19 protein-coding genes are annotated in these 19,724 nt (G+C 48.9%); all 19 read right to left on the bottom strand.

All coding sequences use genetic code 11. The features are described 5' to 3' along the window. Nucleotides 1-115 precede the first annotated feature (115 nt). Nucleotides 116-4,432 carry a PolC-type DNA polymerase III gene (locus tag B9D94_RS09965; RefSeq protein ID WP_148246930.1) on the bottom strand — a complete coding sequence of 1,439 codons (4,317 nt, stop codon included), beginning with the start codon at nt 4,430-4,432 and terminating at the stop codon, nt 116-118. Nucleotides 4,433-4,660: 228 nt separating this feature from the next. Further along, on the bottom strand, nt 4,661-6,118 hold the full coding sequence (gene proS, locus B9D94_RS09960) for a proline--tRNA ligase (protein ID WP_148246929.1): 1,458 nt from the start codon (nt 6,116-6,118) through the stop codon (nt 4,661-4,663). A 210-nt stretch (nt 6,119-6,328) separates the two neighbouring features. After that, nucleotides 6,329-7,603 carry an RIP metalloprotease RseP gene (gene rseP / locus B9D94_RS09955; protein WP_006211293.1) on the bottom strand — a complete coding sequence of 425 codons (1,275 nt, stop codon included), beginning with the start codon at nt 7,601-7,603 and terminating at the stop codon, nt 6,329-6,331. A 132-nt stretch (nt 7,604-7,735) separates the two neighbouring features. Next, the gene (locus B9D94_RS09950; RefSeq protein WP_006211294.1) at nt 7,736-8,875 is read right to left on the bottom strand and encodes a 1-deoxy-D-xylulose-5-phosphate reductoisomerase; all 1,140 of its coding nucleotides are present in this window, start codon (nt 8,873-8,875) and stop codon (nt 7,736-7,738) included. 17 nt (nt 8,876-8,892) lie between these two features. Beyond that, on the bottom strand, nt 8,893-9,693 hold the full coding sequence (locus B9D94_RS09945; RefSeq protein ID WP_006211295.1) for a phosphatidate cytidylyltransferase: 801 nt from the start codon (nt 9,691-9,693) through the stop codon (nt 8,893-8,895). 20 nt (nt 9,694-9,713) lie between these two features. Beyond that, nucleotides 9,714-10,481, bottom strand: coding sequence for an undecaprenyl pyrophosphate synthase (locus B9D94_RS09940; RefSeq protein ID WP_036642083.1), 768 nt, complete (start codon nt 10,479-10,481; stop codon nt 9,714-9,716). Nucleotides 10,482-10,554: 73 nt separating this feature from the next. Beyond that, nucleotides 10,555-11,109 (bottom strand): ribosome recycling factor, encoded by a 555-nt coding sequence (gene frr / locus B9D94_RS09935; protein ID WP_006211296.1) that lies wholly within the window; start codon nt 11,107-11,109, stop codon nt 10,555-10,557. Further along, nucleotides 11,109-11,837 carry a UMP kinase gene (gene pyrH / locus B9D94_RS09930; protein ID WP_006211297.1) on the bottom strand — a complete coding sequence of 243 codons (729 nt, stop codon included), beginning with the start codon at nt 11,835-11,837 and terminating at the stop codon, nt 11,109-11,111. The genes frr and pyrH overlap by 1 nt, the downstream gene beginning before the upstream one ends. 297 nt (nt 11,838-12,134) lie before the next feature. Next, a complete protein-coding gene (gene tsf / locus B9D94_RS09925) occupies nt 12,135-12,785 on the bottom strand; it encodes a translation elongation factor Ts (RefSeq protein ID WP_006211298.1) in 651 nt (216 codons plus the stop codon). A gap of 234 nt (nt 12,786-13,019) precedes the next feature. Next, the gene (gene rpsB, locus B9D94_RS09920; protein ID WP_036642081.1) at nt 13,020-13,718 is read right to left on the bottom strand and encodes a 30S ribosomal protein S2; all 699 of its coding nucleotides are present in this window, start codon (nt 13,716-13,718) and stop codon (nt 13,020-13,022) included. Between the two features lie 237 nt (nt 13,719-13,955). Continuing rightward, nucleotides 13,956-14,555, bottom strand: coding sequence for an endolytic transglycosylase MltG (locus B9D94_RS09915; RefSeq protein ID WP_148246928.1), 600 nt, complete (start codon nt 14,553-14,555; stop codon nt 13,956-13,958). Next, nucleotides 14,552-15,088: a hypothetical protein gene (locus tag B9D94_RS09910; RefSeq protein WP_040680748.1), complete on the bottom strand. Its 537-nt coding sequence runs from the start codon at nt 15,086-15,088 to the stop codon at nt 14,552-14,554. Before B9D94_RS09910 ends, B9D94_RS09915 begins: the two co-directional genes overlap by 4 nt. Nucleotides 15,089-15,113: 25 nt before the next feature. Further along, entirely contained in the window at nt 15,114-15,422 is a 309-nt protein-coding gene (locus B9D94_RS09905) for a hypothetical protein (RefSeq protein ID WP_006211301.1), read from the bottom strand. Between the two features lie 57 nt (nt 15,423-15,479). After that, the gene (locus B9D94_RS09900; protein WP_006211302.1) at nt 15,480-16,889 is read right to left on the bottom strand and encodes a flagellar assembly protein A; all 1,410 of its coding nucleotides are present in this window, start codon (nt 16,887-16,889) and stop codon (nt 15,480-15,482) included. A 30-nt stretch (nt 16,890-16,919) separates the two neighbouring features. Beyond that, nucleotides 16,920-17,708, bottom strand: a complete 789-nt coding sequence (locus tag B9D94_RS09895) for a FliA/WhiG family RNA polymerase sigma factor (protein ID WP_006211303.1) — start codon at nt 17,706-17,708, stop codon at nt 16,920-16,922. A 15-nt stretch (nt 17,709-17,723) separates the two neighbouring features. Next, nucleotides 17,724-18,134: a hypothetical protein gene (locus B9D94_RS09890; protein ID WP_036642078.1), complete on the bottom strand. Its 411-nt coding sequence runs from the start codon at nt 18,132-18,134 to the stop codon at nt 17,724-17,726. A gap of 2 nt (nt 18,135-18,136) precedes the next feature. Further along, nucleotides 18,137-18,634 (bottom strand): chemotaxis protein CheD, encoded by a 498-nt coding sequence (locus tag B9D94_RS09885; protein WP_148246927.1) that lies wholly within the window; start codon nt 18,632-18,634, stop codon nt 18,137-18,139. Continuing rightward, entirely contained in the window at nt 18,627-19,253 is a 627-nt protein-coding gene (locus tag B9D94_RS09880; RefSeq protein WP_006211306.1) for a chemotaxis protein CheC, read from the bottom strand. Before B9D94_RS09880 ends, B9D94_RS09885 begins: the two co-directional genes overlap by 8 nt. 3 nt (nt 19,254-19,256) lie before the next feature. Then, nucleotides 19,257-19,718 (bottom strand): chemotaxis protein CheW, encoded by a 462-nt coding sequence (locus tag B9D94_RS09875; protein WP_006211307.1) that lies wholly within the window; start codon nt 19,716-19,718, stop codon nt 19,257-19,259. Between the last annotated feature and the right edge of the window lie 6 nt (nt 19,719-19,724).

The following is a 19,724-nucleotide window of genomic DNA, read 5'->3' as shown; positions in this document are numbered from 1 at the left end:
TACACAACGGTTTTATCTCCATGATTACCAAAAAAATTATAACATAGTCTGGTAATAGTGACAAGTATGACTCCTTGACTGTCAAGGCGTCATGGCAATTAAAGAATGACAAGAATTAGAACAATGATAACTGATTACTCTCCGGCAGACCACGGAAGCAGCCCATCTGGGTTAACAGCTCCACCGCGGTTTTACTCGCCTTCGATTTTTGCTGGAAATCCTCAATGGAGAGGAACTCGCCGAATTCCCTCGCGGCGGCAATGTTGCGGGCCGCGTTATCCCCGATCCCCTGCAAGGCCGAGAATGGCGGAATGAGTGAATTTCCATCCACCTTGAATCTTAGCGCATCCGACTGATAGAGGTCGATATTCTTAAAGCTGAATCCCCTTGCGGTCATTTCCAGCGCCATCTCCAAAATCGGCAGCATTCCTTTTTCCTTCGGACTCGCTCCAAAACCCAGCTGCTCGATCTCTTCAATGCGCCGGTATATCGCTTCATAGCCCTGACAGCATAATTCAATGTCAAAATCCTCGGCACGTACCGAGAAGTACGTTGCGTAATATTCAATCGGATAATACAGCTTGAAGTAAGCCGTTCGCACCGCTGAAATAACATATGCGGCGGCGTGGGCTTTGGGGAACATGTACTGGATTTTGAGACAGGAATCAATGTACCACTGCGGCACTTTGCATCTCTTCATCTCGTCGATCCATTCCTGCGACAGCCCCCGGCCTTTACGCACGCTTTCCGTGATCTTAAATGCGAGGCTTGCGTCCATACCGGCCTTATAGATCAGAAATAACATGATATCGTCACGACAGCCGATTACGGTTTTGATGTTGCATGTGCCATTCTTGATTAACTCCTGGGCATTGCCAAGCCAAACGCCGGTCCCGTGGGACAGGCCCGAAATTTGCAATAAGTCGGCAAAACTCGATGGCTGGGATTCAACCAGCATCTGGCGAACGAATTTTGTCCCCATCTCCGGAACACCGAATGTAGCCACAGGCGAGCGTATTTGCTCTGGCCTTACACCCAGGGATTCCGTGGAGTTGAACATACTCATGACCTTCGGATCATTCATCGGAATGGTGGTTGGATCCACCCCGGTCAAATCCTGAAGCATTCTCATCATGGTCGGATCATCGTGACCGAGTATATCCAGCTTGAGAAGATTCGCCTCAAAGGCATGATAGTCAAAATGCGTTGTTTTCCACTCGGCGTTGACGTCATCCGCCGGAAACTGCACAGGCGTTATCTCTTCCACCTCGATATAATCCGGTACAACAACAATCCCGCCGGGATGCTGACCCGTGCTCCGCTTAACGCCGGTACAGCCTGACGCAAGCCGGTTCAATTCCGCACCGCGCCAGCGCTTGTTGTTGTGCTCCTCATACTTCTTGGCAAAACCAAAAGCCGTCTTTTCTGCCACGGTACCGATGGTGCCGGCACGGAATACATTCTTCTCACCAAACATCTCCTTGGTGAAATTATGGGCAAGCGGCTGATATTCACCGGAGAAGTTCAAGTCAATATCGGGAACCTTGTCCCCTTTGAAACCGAGGAACGTTTCGAAAGGTATATCCTGTCCCTCGCCTTTCATCATGTTTCCGCACTCCGGACATGCTTTGTCGGGCAAATCGAAACCGCTCGGCACGCTGCCGTCCAGGAACCATTCACTATGCTTGCAATCACTATTGATGCAAATATAATGAGCGGGGAGCGGGTTAACCTCGGATATGCCAAGGAATGTGGCAACAACGGAAGAGCCTACCGATCCCCGCGAGCCTACCAAATAGCCGTCCCGGTTCGATTTCTTAACCAGTTTCTCGGAAATCAGATAGTTCGCTGAGAAACCGTATTTGATAATCGGCTCCAGTTCTTTCTCCAGCCGCGCGACCACGACTTCAGGCAAGTTCTCCCCATAGATCGACTTGGCCGTATCGTAGCAAGTGTTACGGATCTCTTCATCCGCACCCTCAAGGATTGGAGTAAACAGTTTATCCGGGAATAACTCTAATTCTTCAAAGCGGTCCGCGAGCTCGTTTGTGTTAGTCACAACAACCTCATAACATTTGCTCTGACCCAAGAACTCGAATTCCTCCAGCATCTCTTCCGTGGTCCGGAAATGGGCATCCGGCTTGCGCAAATCCTTGAGCGGGCTGAAACCGGTAATGCCATGAATGGTAATATCCCGAAACAGCTTGTCCCGTGGTTCGAGATAATGCACATTCCCTGTAGCAATGACCGGCTTGTTCAGCTTCTCCCCGATGCGTACGATTTTGGAAATCGCCGTTTTAATCTCTTCGGGGCTGCCGACCAGTCCCTTATCCACGAGGTGCATGTACATCGTCAAAGGCTGAATCTCCAGAACATCGTAGAAATCTGCGATTTCTTCGGCCTCCTCCTCCGTCTTGTTCAGCACCGTTTCGAAGAACTCTCCCTTTTCACAGCCGGACAGCACGAGCAACCCATCCCGCATCTCTTGAAGTTTGGATTTAGGGATGCAGGGCACGCGCTTGAAATATTGGGTATGGGACATGGAGACCAGCTTGTACAGGTTTTTCTTGCCAGTCATGTTCAGTGCATAAATACCGCAGTGGAATGGACGCGTGTTGGACAGATCTGTCCCAACATAATCGTTAAGGCGGTCCAGCATTTTGACGCCTTTTGTTTTTTCCACATCGCCAAGCAGTCCGTTCAGAATCCCTGCCAGCGCAACGGTATCATCAATCGCACGGTGATGGCTCTCCAGTAGAACCTTATACTTGTCAGCCATGGTGTTAAGACGGTGATTCTTGAGTCCCGGATGCACAAGACGGGCCAGCTCCAGCGTATCCAGATACGGATTGTCCAGGGTATCCATGCCTGCATTCTTCAATGCAGCCTGAATGAAGCCCATATCAAATCGCGCATTATGCGCCACGAGCACGGCATCGCCTACGAAATCCACAAACTCTTTGAGCACCGGCTCCAGCTCGGGGGCATTCTTAACCATATCGTCATTGATGTTGGTCAATTGCTGGATGTGATACGGAATTCTCTCGTGCGGGTTCACAAAGGTAGCGTACCGGTCAATCTCTTTACCTTCGTTCATTTTAACGGCTGCAAGCTCGATGATTTTATTTGCGGTGATGGACAAACCAGTAGTCTCAATATCAAACACCACATAAGTCGCACTGCTGAGTTCAATCGGCTGTGCCTGTTCCACGATGTTGACGGCATCATTCACGACATTGGCCTCGATGCCGTACATCATTTTGATCCCGTGTTTCTTGGCATTCTTGGCTGCATCGGGATAACACTGTACACCGCCATGATCACTTACGGCAATGGCTTTATGGCCCCAACTGGCTGCTGTCTTGATATACCGGTCGATCGGCGTGACGGCATCCATGGTGCTCATTGTGGTGTGAAGGTGGAATTCCACCCGCTTCTCGGGTGCATTATCCTTCCGGCTCGGGGGAGAAGGCACCTCTCCCAGGTCCGACGGAATCATAACAAGTTCCGGTACCTGCATGAAGCGGTCATATTCCACACGTCCGCGCGCCTTCACCCACTTGCCGTTTTCAAGCAGGCTCAATACCTTAAGTTCGTCCTTCGTCTTGCCAAACATTTTCATCTGCAAGGAATCGCTGAAATCTGTCAGATAGAATGTGAATAACGTACTGCCGTTGCGAAGCTCCTTACGATCCAATCCGAAGATGGTCCCCTGAATCGTAATTTTCTTCTCTTCGTCTTGGATATCCTGGAGCGGAACCGGCTGATCCTTGATATCATACCCGACCTGCAGCCGAACCGCGCCCTCTTCCTCATCCTCCGCATCCAGCTCAGCTTCCATGCTGCTCATGATCTGCTCGATGACCTCGCGCTCTTCCTCGCGCTTCTTCTGCTCGAACTCCTCATAAGCCGCCTGTCCATTATCTCCAACCTGCATTTTCACACGCAGCGTCAGATCAAAGTATTGTCCGAAGAAACGGGTAATGGCTGAATCGATCTGCTTCTTGCGGGCAAGCTCAAGTGACATGCCGTCCGACATGGAGAGAAGGACTTGTCCATCCTCCACCTCATGTTTGGCCCTTGTCATCCATCCATTCACCGAAGGGATTTCCCGATGGGCCCATTCCAAAAACAAACTCCAGTATTCTTGCACGATATCTGCTTCAGGAACGCTGCTCCCATACCGGAATACAAATTTGATCTTGGCGATATGGCTCATCTTCTCCTGAATCCTCAGACAGAATGTACGGTAGACCTCGGACGGAACCAAGGTGTCCTTAAGAACGGTTATTCTCCAGTCCTTGCTCGCCCGGCTTGTCTCTACTTGCTCAATCACGCCATCCAAAAAATAGGGTTCCACCAGATTGGCCGGAACTTCTCCCTGCTTCATCAGCAGTTCAAATCTCTTCCTTTTATCTTCTGTTGTGCCCATGGTTCCCTCCCCCTGCAATGCACAAAACTATAAAAATTCTTCTCCCAGCATACATTCTCAAAAAAACAGAATAAAGCCTCCGCCGGCAGCACCCATTCGTCCTGCTCCAATAAAGAGAGCGTCCGCCATACTGCCATCCGGAAGCTTACTCCAGATGATGAACTCCGGGACTTGACGAAGGCCCTGCCTTCGCCGAACCTATCCCGCTGAATTCATAATATCGATATACTAGTACGCTCTAGCGAACAAAACAGTATGCTTCGCAGCTTCACCACATACGAGGCACTTGGTTTTCTTCTCAGCCGGTTCAAAAGGAATATTTCGGCTTGTAGCACCGGTTTCTTGTTTCACCGTATCTTCACAAGCTTCCGATCCGCACCAACCTGCCAATGTAAAGCCGCGTTTCTCTTCCATGCTGTCTTTCATTTCATCCAGTGTCTCTACCGAATAGAAATGATCTTCACGGAACTGCTTCGCACGCTCAAACATTTCTTGGTGCACCTGCTCCAGCATGTTCTGCACTTCCTGCGTCAGGTTTGCCTGCTCTACTATTTTCTTCTCACCCGTAATGCGTGAGACCAGCACGCAGACACCATTCTCCATGTCACGCGGTCCAATCTCCAAACGTACCGGTACTCCGCGCATTTCATATTCATTAAATTTCCAGCCTGGACGCACATCCGGATTGTCATCAACCCGCACACGAATACCGGCGGACTTCAGTTCACGGAACAGCTCGTCCGTACGTCCTACAACAGCCTCTCTTGTCTTCGGAGGACCAATCGGGATCATGATCACTTGAGTCGGTGCGACTTTAGGAGGAAGCACCAAGCCCCGGTCATCTCCATGGACCATAATGAGGGAACCGATCAGACGTGTGCTGACACCCCAGGAAGTGGTATGTGCATATTCCAATGTATTTTCACGGTTCAAATATTGAATTTCAAAGGCTTGCGAGAAATTGGTGCCCATGTAGTGAGAGGTACCCGCTTGAACAGCCCGTCCGTCCTTCATCATCGCTTCGATGGAGAATGTATCAACGGCTCCTGCAAATTTCTCCGAAGGAGTCTTCTGCCCTTTAATGACCGGAATCGCAAGATAATCCTCCACAAACTGCTGGTAGATATCGAGAATTTGCATAGTTTCCCCTCTAGCTTCCACTTCCGTCTCGTGAGCGGTGTGGCCTTCCTGCCATAAAAACTCACTTGTACGCAGGAACGGCAATGTGCGTTTTTCCCAGCGTACCACGTTCGCCCACTGGTTAATCAGCACAGGGAGATCACGATAGGATTGAATCCATTTGGAGTACATATGCCCAAACATCGTCTCCGAAGTCGGACGGATAGCCAGACGTTCTTCAAGCTTCTCGCCAGCTGCTTCCGTTACCCAAGGCAGCTCAGGGTTAAAGCCTTCGACATGCTCCTTTTCCTTCTGGAAAAAGCTCTCGGGAATAAAAAGAGGGAAGTAGGCGTTCCGGTGTCCCGTTGCCTTAAAGCGACGGTCCAACTCTGCTTGAATATGCTCCCAAATTTCATAACCGTCCGGTTTGAAAACGATACATCCTCTGACTGGAGAATAATCCATCAAGTCGGCTTTTTTGATGACATCAATATACCAGCGCGAGAAATCCTCCCCTTGCGGCGTGATCTCTGTCACGAATTGTTTATCCTTCGATTCCTTAGACATATAAATCGTGTTCCTCCCATTAATAAAAACGCGTGGTCTTTCGCTCCTGATTCAGGGGCTTGACTTACGTTATTTTGGCAATATGTGTGAGCAAGCCGACATTGAAGTCAGCCTTGTTTAATTGTAAAAATATGTCCTGCACTAGGATTCTCCCCGAAATAGAAAAGGTACGGCTCTGATGCGGCTGGCGCACCGAGCCGTACCTGGGGTCTATCCGTTAATCAATCGTAGTATATCGTTATAGGTTACTGCAATCATGAGCAGGAACAGCATTGCAAACCCGACAAAGTGAACCATGCCTTCCCTGTTCGGATCAACAGGTTTACCCCGTAAAGCTTCGATGCCTAAGAATACAAGCCGGCTTCCATCCAGTGCCGGAATCGGCAGCAGGTTGAATATACCTAGATACAAGCTTAATATTGCCGCCCAGTAGGTCAGCTGTTCAATGCCCTGTTTTGCAATTTGGCCTGTGACCTCAAACGTTCGTACAGGACCGCCAAGGTCGTCCATCGAGAACTTCTGAATCAACTGCCTAAATCCTTGGAAGATGATATTGGTTGTGTCTACCATCGCTGTCCCGGAGCCGGTAATCGTCTCACCTAGACCGGCGGATCGAGTAGGAAGTTCAGGAACAATCCCGACCTTACCGCCTTCCTGTCCCTCCATCGTGCGAGGGGTTAATGTCAGATCGAAGGATTCCTCTCCCCGTCGTACCGTCCATTCCATCGGCTTGTCCTGGGAAGCCGCAATCAATTCGATCATCTTCTGATAATCGGCACCAATGGCGGTTCCGTTAATACTCTCGATGATGTCGCCTTCCTTGAGGTCGGCTTCGTCTGCAGGCATGCCTTTGGTGATCTCGCCAATCTGCACATAAGTTGGATTATCCACCGGAATTCCGGCCATTTGAATGTGCAGGGCAAAGAGGATGAAGGCCAGGATGAAGTTCATGACAGGGCCTGCAAATATCGCAAGCGCTCTTTGACCAACGGTCTTGCTGCCGAACTGACGGTCTCTTGGTGCGATCTGCGTCTCAACACCTTTGGCAACCGTCAGCGCCTGTGGATGGATTTCATATTGCTGGAATTCACCATCGACATCAAGCCTTACCGATAAACGATCGACCATATCCATGAACTGAACTTCACCGCGAATGACATTTTTACGGTTGTCGAGTTGATCCAGGTAAATCTTCTTCACTTGATTCTCTGCATTCAATCGAACCGCAATCGTCTGACCAGCCTGAATCTCGACAAGTTCCGGATCTTCTCCCGCCATGCGGGCATATCCCCCGAATGGAAGAAGACGAAGCGTGAACTGGGTTTCATGGCGTTTATATGAGAACAGCTTTGGACCAAATCCAATCGCGAACTCCCGAACCAATATTCCGGCACGCCGGGCAAAATAATAGTGCCCCCATTCGTGCACGGTAACAATAACAAAAAACATGAGCACCGTTAAAAAAACGACCCGAACCATTTCCAATTCTTTACATCCCCCTTTTCCTCTGAGAACGCAGTATGTCCCTTTAGATTATCATTATTCTCCTATCGTCCACAAGAGAATCACAAATCGTCAGCTTTTTTTCAAGGGAGATTTCAAAAACAGCTTCAATTCCTATAGTCGGGAAGCTAATTCACGTGCTAGCCGATCACTCTCTTCAATCGTCTCCAGTGCCGGCTCCGGTGTGTTGTCATGACCATGCAGCACTTCTTCTATAATCTCTTCGATCCGCAGAAAAGAGATTTCACTGCGCAGAAACCGGGCAACGGCGATTTCATTGGCTGCATTAAATACCGTTGGTGCTGTCCCACCCATTTTACCACATTCATAAGCAAGCCTTAAACAAGGAAAACGTTCAAGGTCCATTTCCCGGAAGTGAAGCTTGCCCGCCTCCGCCAGAGATAGCCTTGGAGCAGGCGAAGACCAACGTTCCGGATAGGTCAGCGCGTATTGAATCGGTACCCGCATATCCGGATTGCCAAGCTGTGCGATGATGCTGGAATCGCGGAATTCTACAAAGGAATGGATAATGCTCTCCGGATGAAGAAGAACGGAAATGTTGTCATAAGGAATCTGATAAAGCCAATGGGCTTCCATCACCTCTAACCCCTTGTTCACCATGGTGGCTGAATCTATCGTGATTTTCGCCCCCATAGACCAGTTGGGATGTTTAAGCGCGTCCTCCACTGTGACATGGACCAACTGCTCACGCGTATAATCCCGAAAAGAGCCTCCGGATGCCGTCAAGGTAATCCTTTCAATATCCTCCTGCCGTTCTCCATTCAAGCATTGGAAGATAGCGGAATGCTCACTGTCGATAGGCAGGAGTTTTACCCCTTTGGCCGCCGCACGAGCAGTAACCAGGTGACCTGCAGTCACGAGGGTTTCCTTATTGGCAAGTCCGATCGTTTTCCCCTCTTCAATCGCTGCAAGCGTAGAAGGGAGGCCCATGCTTCCAACAACGGCTGTAACGACCAACTCCGCGTCCGTCCCTGCCGCTATCTCTACCAGCCCTTCACGGCCGTAGTAGATTTCTGTTCCAGCGGGAAGCTCGTGTCTGATTTTGTCGGCAAGCTCTTTCGAAGCAACCGACACTTTTCGCGGAGCAAATTCCTTAACCTGCTGAAGCAGCAAATCCGAATTGCTTCCTGCAGCCAGACCCTCCACCTGAAATTCTTCCCGATGCATTCTCACCACGTCCAAGGTCTGCGTACCAATGGAACCGGTGGAGCCGAGTATGCTGATTTTCTTCATGCACATCTTTCCTTTCATCAGTAAGGCAGGAGACTCAATATATGTACGAACGGAAATACAACGATCCAACTGTCACATCGGTCCAGTATTCCTCCATGTCCGGGCAGCAATTTGCCTGAATCCTTGATGCCATACACCCGTTTATATGCGGATTGTACCAAATCTCCAAGCTGACCGATTACGGCGCAGGACAACCCGATTAGAATCGCTTGTCCAGCTGCCAAGAATCCGTCAGAGAAGAATGAAAAGAGCAAAGAAGTGAACACGGCGATGACAACTCCGCCTACCGCACCTTCAATGGTTTTGTTCGGACTGATGGAAGGCCATAATTTGTGGCGGCCCATTGCACGGCCGACAAAATAGGCTCCTGCATCACTTGCCCAGATGGAGGCCAACAGCAGGAAAGTCCAGAATATTCCATGACCGTCAGGAGCATGTCGCGATTCGGCAATGAAGGAAAAACCGATTCCGATATAAGCTGACGCCAAAAACAATAATGAGACCCGCTTAATATCAATCACATTTTTTGTGAACACTGTCGCCAGCAGAAACAAGAGCAGCAGGAGCCACAGAACATGCTCCCACGGGATCTGAAAATCCAACTTAAGCGGACCCCATGGGAATACAAACAACAGCACCCCCGCGTACCCTATCCATGCCGTTCCTCCGAACGGTGCCGTATTGGTCATGCGCAGAAACTCATAATAACCGATTAGTGCCATCGCCAGAATAAGAAGATGGTACCACAGACCGCCTATGAAACATAATCCTAAAAAGACCGCTCCCGCTATAATTCCGGTAATCAATCGCTGTTTCAAAACGTTCCATCCTCCATCGGCTACGACAGTCCACCGTAGCGTCTTGTTCTTTGTTGGTATTCGGCTATTGCCTCAACCAAGTGATCCTTGGTGAATTCCGGCCAATATGCGTCAGTAAACCATAACTCACTATACGCCAGCTGCCATAACATAAAATTGCTCAGACGCAGCTCGCCGCTTGTACGGATCAGTAAATCCGGATCCGGCAATTCGCCTGTGAGGAGCCGCCTGCCAATCAGTTCCTCTGTAATATCCTCAGGACGAAGGATTCCGTCACTTATTTCTTGCCCAAGCGCTTTAAAACTTTCCGTGATCTCTTTACGGCTGCCGTAATTGAGCGCAAAGTTAAGCACAAGACCGTTATTGCCGGCTGTCTTCGCAACAGCTTCTTCCATCGCGGACACGGTATGGGACGGAAGTTCTTCCGGATGCCCCATCATTCTGACCTGAACATTTTTCTCAATCAGCTCTTCAAGCTCAATAGCCAGGAACTCTTGCGGAAGCTTCATAAGAAAATCGACCTCATCCTTCGGACGTGTCCAGTTTTCTGTAGAAAAAGCATACATCGTCAATATTTTAATTCCCAAATCATCTGCAGCAATGGCTGCTCTTTTAACAGCCTTCATGCCGTTCTGATGGCCAACGATCCGCGGCATACCGCGCCGTTTCGCCCAACGTCCATTACCATCCATGATGATAGCTACATGATGAGGGATGTTGTCCGGAGAGAGCTGATGCGTCTGCTGACTGTCCTCCTGATTCAACCACGATCGAACCCGTTTGATCATTCCATTTCCTCCAGGCATCTTTCTGCAAAAAAAGAGACAAACCCCACCATAAACCGGAGGGGCCACAAGTCTCTTATACTTCCATGATTTCTTTTTCTTTGGCAACGAGGACTTTGTCGACTTCTGCGATAAATTTATCCGTCGCTTTTTGGATATCTTCCTGATGTCTCCGGGACTCGTCCTCGGAAATATCCGTTTTCTCCAATTTTTTGATGTCATCGTTGGCATCGCGGCGAATGTTGCGGATGGCCACTTTCGCTTCTTCGCCGAATTTCTTCGTCATTTTTACCAGCTCGGTTCTGCGCTCTTCCGTCAGAGCAGGAACGACGAGACGAATTTGATTGCCATCGTTCGCCGGTGTCAATCCAATATCCGATTTCATGATCGCTTTCTCGATATCGGCCAAGGACGACTTGTCCCAGGGCTGAATCATAAGCGTTCTGGAGTCCGGCGTACTGATGTTCGCCAACTGATTGAGCGGAGTTGGTGCTCCGTAGTATTCAACCGTGATCCGGTCCAGCAGCGCCGGCGCTGCCCGCCCTGCGCGCAGAGTTGCCAGGTCACGTTTCAAAGACAGGATCGCTTTTTCCATGCGTTCTTCTGCATTCTTTTTCACCGATTGCGGCATTAATCTACACTCCCTTTAACGATCGTTCCGATCTTCTCGCCCAGAACGACGCGCTTGATATTACCTTGCTCCGTGATAGCGAAGACGATGAGCGGGATGTTGTTGTCCATACATAACGATGAAGCTGTAGAGTCCATTACCCCAAGGTTTTTGTTCAATACGTCTAGATACGTCAGCTGCTCGTACTTCTCGGCAGTTTCATCCTTAAATGGATCAGCAGAGTACACTCCGTCCACCTTGTTCTTCGCCATGAGAATCACTTCTGCTTCGATTTCCGCTGCGCGAAGCGCTGCAGTCGTATCGGTGGAGAAGTAAGGGTTACCTGTTCCTGCCGCAAAAATGACGACACGGCCTTTTTCCAAATGCCGAATGGCTCTGCGGCGGATATATGGCTCGGCAATTTGCTGCATTGAGATAGAGGTTTGTACCCGAGTCGGCACATCGATCTGCTCCAGGGCATCCTGAAGAGCCAAAGAGTTCATCACCGTGGCGAGCATTCCCATATAATCCGCCGTTGCACGGTCAATTCCGTTCGCGCTGCCGGCGATACCACGCCAGATGTTTCCGCCGCCGCATACGATAGCGACCTCAACACCAAGCTCGACCACCTCACGAACCTGCTCAGCGATCGATGAGATCGTCTCAGCATCAATACCATATCCATTCTGCCCTGAAAGGGATTCCCCACTGACTTTCAATATCACTCGTTTATATACAGGCTGTTCCAAATGATAACCCTCCACTTTAAGACGGCGCCTAAGAATACGACGCCCGTTTGAAAAACGACAGACAGACACACCGGCACTGCTTGACGGTTTATAAAAATCGGGTAAAAACATCCGTCTCAAGTAGAAACTTCTGGTCGTCTAATTAAGACTTGATTCCATTCTTTCTAGTGAGATAAGGGTAGCCTTCACTCCGAGTTTATAACAATCTTATCTCTCTTTATGCCTTTTATATCTCTTAAAAAAGAAGGAACACAGGTGTGTTCCACTCTTTTCTATACTTATATTAGCCTATTCGGCTTATTTATTCACCTGGGCCATAACTTCCTCAACGAAGTTGTCTTGTTTCTTCTCCAGGCCCTCGCCCAGCTCAAAGCGAGCAAAACGACGAATGGAGATGTTCTCACCGATCGTGCTGATTTTTTCGTTAAGCAGCGTGTTGATCGTTTTGTCCGGATCCTTGATGAAGGATTGCTCAAGCAAGCAATACTCTTCATAGTACTTGTTGATACGGCCTTCAACCATTTTTTCAACGATTTTCTCAGGCTTGCCTTCGTTCAAAGCTTGGTTCTTCAAGATTTCTTTTTCTTTCTCAAGCTCTTCCGTTGGAACTTCTTCACGACGAACAAATTTAGGATTTGCAGCAGCAATATGCATTGCGATATCGCGAGCAAACTCTTTAAATTGATCTGTTTTGCCTACGAAGTCGGTTTCACAGTTGATTTCAACGAGAACGCCAATACGTCCGCCGCCGTGAATATAGGATTCTACAACGCCTTCAGTTGCAACGCGTCCAGCTTTGTTAGCTGCTGCTGACAAGCCTTTCTCACGAAGTACCGCGATCGCTTTGTCGATATCACCATTTGTTTCATCCAGCGCTTTTTTACAATCCAGCATGCCTGCGCCTGTTCTTTCGCGAAGTTCTTTTACCGCACTAGCTGATACTGCCATTAGAATTCCCTCCAAATTGGTATGATGAAGTGTGCTTTCTGACCTGAAGACAAAATGTCTGCACACCCGCTCTTCAAGAAGCCAGACTGCTTTAAGTATTCGTTTCCTTGCGAAATCAGGAGCGCAACTGATGAGCGTTATTGGCTCTGACATCTTAAAAAAAGGGCAGTGAGAGGTTATCCACCTACCAACCACCCTTTTCATTTAATTCATTCTTTATACGTTTAATCCCGATTAAGCTGTTGTTTCTTCACCTTGGTGAGCTTCAACAACGGCATCAGCCATCTTACCAGTCAACAATTTAACCGCGCGAATCGCGTCATCGTTACCTGGGATTACATAGTCGATTTCATCCGGATCACAGTTCGTATCAACGATACCTACGATTGGGATACCCAATTTGCGAGCTTCCGCTACTGCGATGCGCTCTTTACGAGGATCGATAACGAACAATGCGCTTGGAAGACCCTTCATGTTCTTGATACCGCCCAGGAATTTCTCAAGACGATCTTTCTCTTTGCGGAGAAGGATGACTTCTTTCTTAGGCAATACTTGGAACGTGCCGTCTTCTTCCCAAGCTTCGAGTTGCTTCAAGCGATTGATACGCTTTTGGATCGTTTCGAAGTTGGTCAAAGTTCCGCCGAGCCAACGTTGGTTGATGTAGTACATACCGCAACGCTCTGCTTCTTCTTTCACGGAATCTTGAGCTTGTTTTTTCGTGCCGACGAACAGGATTGTACCGTTCTCTCCAGCTACGTTTTTCACGAAGTTGAATGCTTCTTCAACTTTCTTGACCGTTTTTTGCAGGTCAATAATGTAGATACCGTTTCTTTCAGTGAAGATAAATTTATCCATTTTCGGGTTCCAGCGACGAGTCTGGTGACCGAAGTGAACGCCAGCTTCCAAAAGCTGTTTCATGGAGATTACTGCCATCTTCACGCACCTCCTAAGTTTGGTTTTTGTGTGTCCCTCCGCCAAGATCATTTTTCATTAAGACTCCCAATCCTGGAAGCACCCTCAACGAAATCACTCTGGCGTGTGTTTTAACACCGTCAATTACTATAACATAACCATGGGCAGGTTGCAATTCTTTTGTATTCTAAACGAGGTTCAGAGGATCAACGGTCGGACAGGGCCCTATAAAGAAAAAAACCACTCTCAACCAGGATGCTAGTTGGAGGGTTTTGCTGTGATTTTTGTAATAATCGAATTGTAACTCTCGCCTGCTGTAAACGAATAGGTCCCGCTCTGGATCGATGTGTTGATTTTTTTCTCCGTTGCTTTATTGATGAATGCCTGTTTGTTGTCAATCACGCCGGCGCTCAAAAGGTGACTTGCCACATCACTAAGGTTATTTCCAGCTCGAATATTGACTTTGATGGGGGCACTTGCCTTAACAGGTGTCTTCGGCTCCGCCGGCTTGTTTATCTCTTTGGGTTTCTGGTCTTTGCCATCCGCTTCAGGTTTTTCCGGCTGTTCCGGTATATCCGGCTGCTTCGTTCCTATTTCCTTGGCCTTATCCGATCCTTCGGTGTCTGAAGAACGCTCACTGAGCTTTTTCTCTTCCCACTGGTCCGCGGTCAACAGCTCTTCCGAGGGTTCAATCACTTGCATGTCCAGAGCTTCCGCAGCAGCCATCACCTGCTCCTTCGTTAAATCCTTTGTATCCGATGCGGTTGATCCTTGACCGATCCACATCAGCTGGAGCAGTATCGCGCCGACAACAAGACCGCTGCCAAGGCCCATCATAAATGTACGGTTCTTGATCACGCGGACTCCTCCTGTTTGGCTAATTGAATAATAAGCTGAACCTCGCCTCGCTGAAGCCCCGTCGCCTTGGCAATCATATCGATAGATTTCCCTTGCCCATGCAGATCAAACAGCTCCGCGTACCTGGATTTGATGGAGTCGACCGGAGGAGACACCTCTGCCTCTGAAGAAGCGGCAGCCCGATCTGCAGACAAGGAAGCGGCATGAACCAACTTGTCCTCCGTCGTTCGAAGACGGGTTTCGGATTCAATCATTTTCTGCTCCATTACAAGCATGCGTTGACGCAAATCACTCACCTGCTCTTGCTGTTCCTGTTGCTTTGCACGAAGCTCTTGCTTCATTTGACTTACCAGCTCTACAAGCTGCTCGTTCTCGTTCTGGATTTCCGCCATGTACCCTTCAAGCGTGTTCTCCACTTCTTTTACGACCCGCTCGCTGGATACACTCTCTTCACGGCGTTTCGGCAGCATAAAAGCATACAGCACAGCCGCTACGCCAAGCAGCACGATATATATCCACGGTCCCAAATCCATTAACTCCTTTGTGCCAATAAATTATCTAGAGAGAAACATCAAAATTCCTGCCTTTATAGGGATGCTCCGCCGGCTGCTCCACAGATTCGCCCGACTCGGATGATCCCCGTTCTTGCTGTCCTGGAGACTGACGGCTCCCGTCATCACGAACGGCTGTCTCCGCTGTCTCGCTAACTTCCGTGCTTCGCTGTGCTTCCGCGCGGCTGTTCTTGATCTGTTCCCCAGCAAGCAATGTCTGATCGTTCATGGGGCGCTGCTGGAACTCATTATGGATTTTGCCCGCTTCGTTGGTTCTTGGTACTGCGATTTGCATTTCTACCGATTTTAAACTCAATGGAATCACCTCATAGCCAGGATCATATCCACAAGCATTTAATATGTCTGTTCTACCCTACAATAACGGCACCATGGTGATATCTCCTTCATGATAGTAAAAAGAAACCCGCTGTGTGGGGTCCTTAACAAATCGGGTATACCTCCCGATGACAATTTTGGCGCCGCCGTAGATCGTCTTTACCACATTAACTCTCGCTTTGCCAGTATCCTCAAGCATCTTCTCGATTTCGAGCATACGGTCTTTAATATCCGCTTGTTCGGCCACATTCGATTTCTTGGTAGCATTCAGCTTAATGCGCAGCGCGAGTTTGTCTGGCGACAACTGGCCTGACGAAGCCAACTGATTCAGTAGATAAAGTGCTTTATCCGTTTTATCCATACTCTCAATCGACAGCTTCAGCTGCGCTCTCAGATCCGCCAGTTCATTCCGCAGTTCGGGAAGAACCCCAACCTCGATGACGGTAGCAGTCGACATGGTATTTCCGATCGTCCGGGCTACTACTTTCTCCCCGGCCTGCAGGACGCCGCCTACGACGAGACCCTTCATGCCGTTGCACTCGATGTTCTGAACCGCACGGATATTGGAGTGCATAATGCTCTGCGAGACAAATACGCTAGCACCGGCTATAACATTTCCATCCTGGATAAACGAGCTCTTGACATCCTGTCCAGCCTTTACAAACCCCTTATTATATCCGATTATTCCCCCGGAAATATCGATGGAGCCCTCTGCGTCGAGCTCTGCGCCTTCCACAAAGCCGGTAACACGAATGTCCCCTGCTGCCTTGATTCTGAATCCGGTAAGAACGTTCCCGCGAATGACCACCGTACCGACAAAGTCAATGTTGCCAATACTGTAGTCAACATCGCCATTGATTTCATATACCGGAAACACATTGATTTTTCCCTTTTCCGTTTTGGTCAGCAGCCCGTCCAACGCCGCATACATTGCGCTTTTCTCAGCATTGACCACAACGTTCTTCCCCACTTTGAAATGAGCTTCCTTGCCTGGTTTACTCGGAATTTCCTCACCGGTAACCGCAGTGCCAGGAACTCCTTTCGTTGGCGGGATTCGGGTTGCAATCAATTGGCCCTTCTTCACATTATTTAAACGAATCACTTCTTTATAATCGACTTTGCCATCTTCGATCTCCAACGGCTTCAGATTCGTCTGATTCCCCAAATTAACGGTGAACTCTATTTTGCCGTTCTGTCCGTGCATAGGCTCCGTTCCCATTGCAATCGGCGTTCTACTATATTGATATTCCTCCGAATGATCTGCGATTCGTCGCAACGTATCATGTTGAAGTCCATATCGTACCTGGTGGCTTCTCAGAAATTGTTCAAGAGCTTCTACAGAGCAGGAGAAATCCTTCTCCCAGTTGGTGAACTGTATATAGGCGACGACTTTGTCATCCGATAGCGTAACGCTAAAGTACTGATCCAATGCATAATCTACAGACAATCCAGGAACCCCCTTCATAAATGGCAAGCGTCAGTCGTTTTGCATCAGCAAATCCCGATCTTTATCGAGCGCGCCCCGAAGTCTCAAAATCGCCTTGGAATGAAGCTGTGATATTCGTGAAGGTGATAGCGACATCACTTCAGCAATTTCACTGAGTGATAAATCCTCATAATATAATAAGGAAACTACAGTCCGCTCTTTCGGGGTCAATTTACCGATTCCCTTCATCAGGGCTTCTCGCAGATAAAATTCATGGACCTTGTGATCCGGATTCTTCGCTTTCTCATCAACCAGGAGCGACATTCGGGTCTCAGACTCCTCCTCGCGGATCGGATCCTCCAAAGATGTCAGTGTCATGACCGCCACTTCCTGCAGCATGTGCCGGAACTCCTTCTCGGTCACGTCAAGGTAATCACTCATCTCAGAGTCACTGACGCTGCGTAAATACTTCTGTTCCAACTGCTGATATGCAGTTTCAATTCTCTTCGCCTTCTCACGAACCGAACGCGGCACCCAGTCCCCTTGGCGCAGCGAATCCAGAATAGCACCTCGCACACGCCAGGAGGCATAGGTTTCGAATTGCAAGCCTCGTTTATAATCAAACTTCTCAATGGCGTCAATCAAACCCATTACCCCATTGCTGGCCAAATCTCCCTTGGAAACGTTCTTCGGAAGACCGATGGCCAAACGGCTTGAAACATAATCAACGATGTGCAGATGATATTCGATAAGTTTCTTCTTCGCTTCATGGTCTCCGTCTTCCTTCCATGCGCTCCATAATTCCATATGGTTCAGCACAGAAGCTTTTCGTTCGTCCAATTGCCTTCACCCTCCTTATTTATCCGTAAGGTGACGAACGGCCTTGGCCAGTTCTTCAGGATCTTTCGTTGAAACCAGCTTGGGAGGATTCAGCGGAACAAAGTCACCGTTCTCTTTGCTGCCGGATTCGGAATGAATAAGATCCATCAATTCCCGATCCTCATCAGGTGTGGATAAATCAAGAACGGTTCCTCTCTCCTGCTCGCTCTGCGCCTTTGAGTTCCCAGATCCATTCTTATCAGCTCTCGGTGCAATGATGGCAGCAAATATCCATTTCAGCGCGAACGCCAGAAGAAACCAGATCGCAAATGCAAGGAGAGCCCGATACATGCTGGTCATCCACAGATTGTTACGTATGGTAAAAATAAAAGTAAACACAAAACCGGCAATTCCAGTCATTATATAAAAACCGAGTTTTCCCATCATGGCTACAATTCCTTTATGCCCTTTTGTACACTGCGTATTGTAAATTTACCCGTTGCACAGTCCAGTTCAACGGTTCTTCCATAATTCCCTCCGGTATCCTCTGCCATCAGCGTAATGCCCATCTGCTCCAGGCCTGCTTTGCACGACTCCACATTGCGAGGTCCGATTCGCATGGTATCACCGGAACCGGCAAAAGCAAACATCTGGGCTCCGCCGGCCATTTTGGCTACCATGCGTGCTGGCGAAGCTCCCAAATTCCTCATCTTGTTCAGCAGAATAGGAAGAGCCGTATCCGCGTACTTCGCCAGGTTTAGCTGCCCTTCTCTGGCAATCGCTGAAGAGGGGAGCATCACATGCGCCATGCCACCGATCTTCGTCACCGGATCATACAACGTAAGTCCGACACATGACCCCAGACCGGTTGTACGCAAAATACCGTTTGGACCTGCGACGTTCAGATCCGCCATCGCTACTTTCACTATGCTTTGTTCTTCAATCATGCTCTAAAGGCACTCCTAAAGCTTCGAATATTTGAGCAAATGATTGTGGATCGGGAATCAGGAAGAATTGACCTTCCACCTCGTTCTGCCCTTCTAGAAACGTCGTGTTGATTAAGAGGGCATCGTCTCCCATCTCACCAAACTGTATCAATCCATAACTTAAGATCGCACCCGCCATGTCCATCGCTAACGCAGGAACGGTAGGCGTCATGGACAGATTGGTGAAATCGGCCAGCGAGGATAAATACGATCCCGACAAAATATTTCCGATCTCGCACAGCGCAGACTGCTCCATCTCAGAGAATTGTTCCTCCTCCGACACTTCGATGCCTGCCAGATTCTGCAGCAGGTTCTTCCCCGCTTCCGGACTCATGATAAAAAAGAGATTTCCCGGCGCGCTTCCCTCCACCCGCAAGAATACGGCAAGAACAAGTTGTTCACTACCGCCTACACTTTCCGCGATCTGTTCAAACGGCAGCAGCTGAACTTGGGGAACTGCCATATCAATAGGTTTGTTAAGCAAGCGGGAGAGGGCAGTTGCCGCATTGCCCGCTCCGATGTTTCCGACTTCCTTCAGAACATCCATTTTAATTTCCTTGCTATGCTTAAACAGCTCCACTGTCTATTCCTCAAGACCTTCCAGCTGAATGATCTCCGTTTTGTTTAACACTTCGGACAAATTCAGCATAACGAGAAGGCGCTCCTCTCCTACCTTCGCGACACCCCGAAGATATTTCGCTTTGATTCCGCCCACAACCTCAGGCGGCGAATCAATGCTGTCCGTATTCAGATCGATAACATCGCTTGCCGAATCTACAATAAAACCGACCTGCATGTCATTGACCGCTACGATAATAACCCGTGTCTGATCGGTAGCCTCGATTTCCCCCAGACCAAATCTGCCACGCAGATTGATAACCGGAATGACGACGCCGCGCAGATTGATAACCCCTTTTACAAAAGCATAGGTTTTGGGAACACGCGTAATCGGCATCATGCGTTCAATGGTCTGAACCTTGTCCACCTCAATGCCGTATTCTTCCTCGCCAAGTTTAAAGACGATAACCTTGATTTCTTCTCCCATGAGTAA

Origin of the sequence: Paenibacillus sp. Cedars, from assembly GCF_003184205.1 — a bacterium.
Taxonomy (GTDB): domain Bacteria; phylum Bacillota; class Bacilli; order Paenibacillales; family Paenibacillaceae; genus Paenibacillus_AQ; species Paenibacillus_AQ glucanolyticus.
The sequence above is the reverse complement of the archived record's forward strand: the minus strand, read 5'-3'. Positions and strand labels throughout refer to the sequence as shown.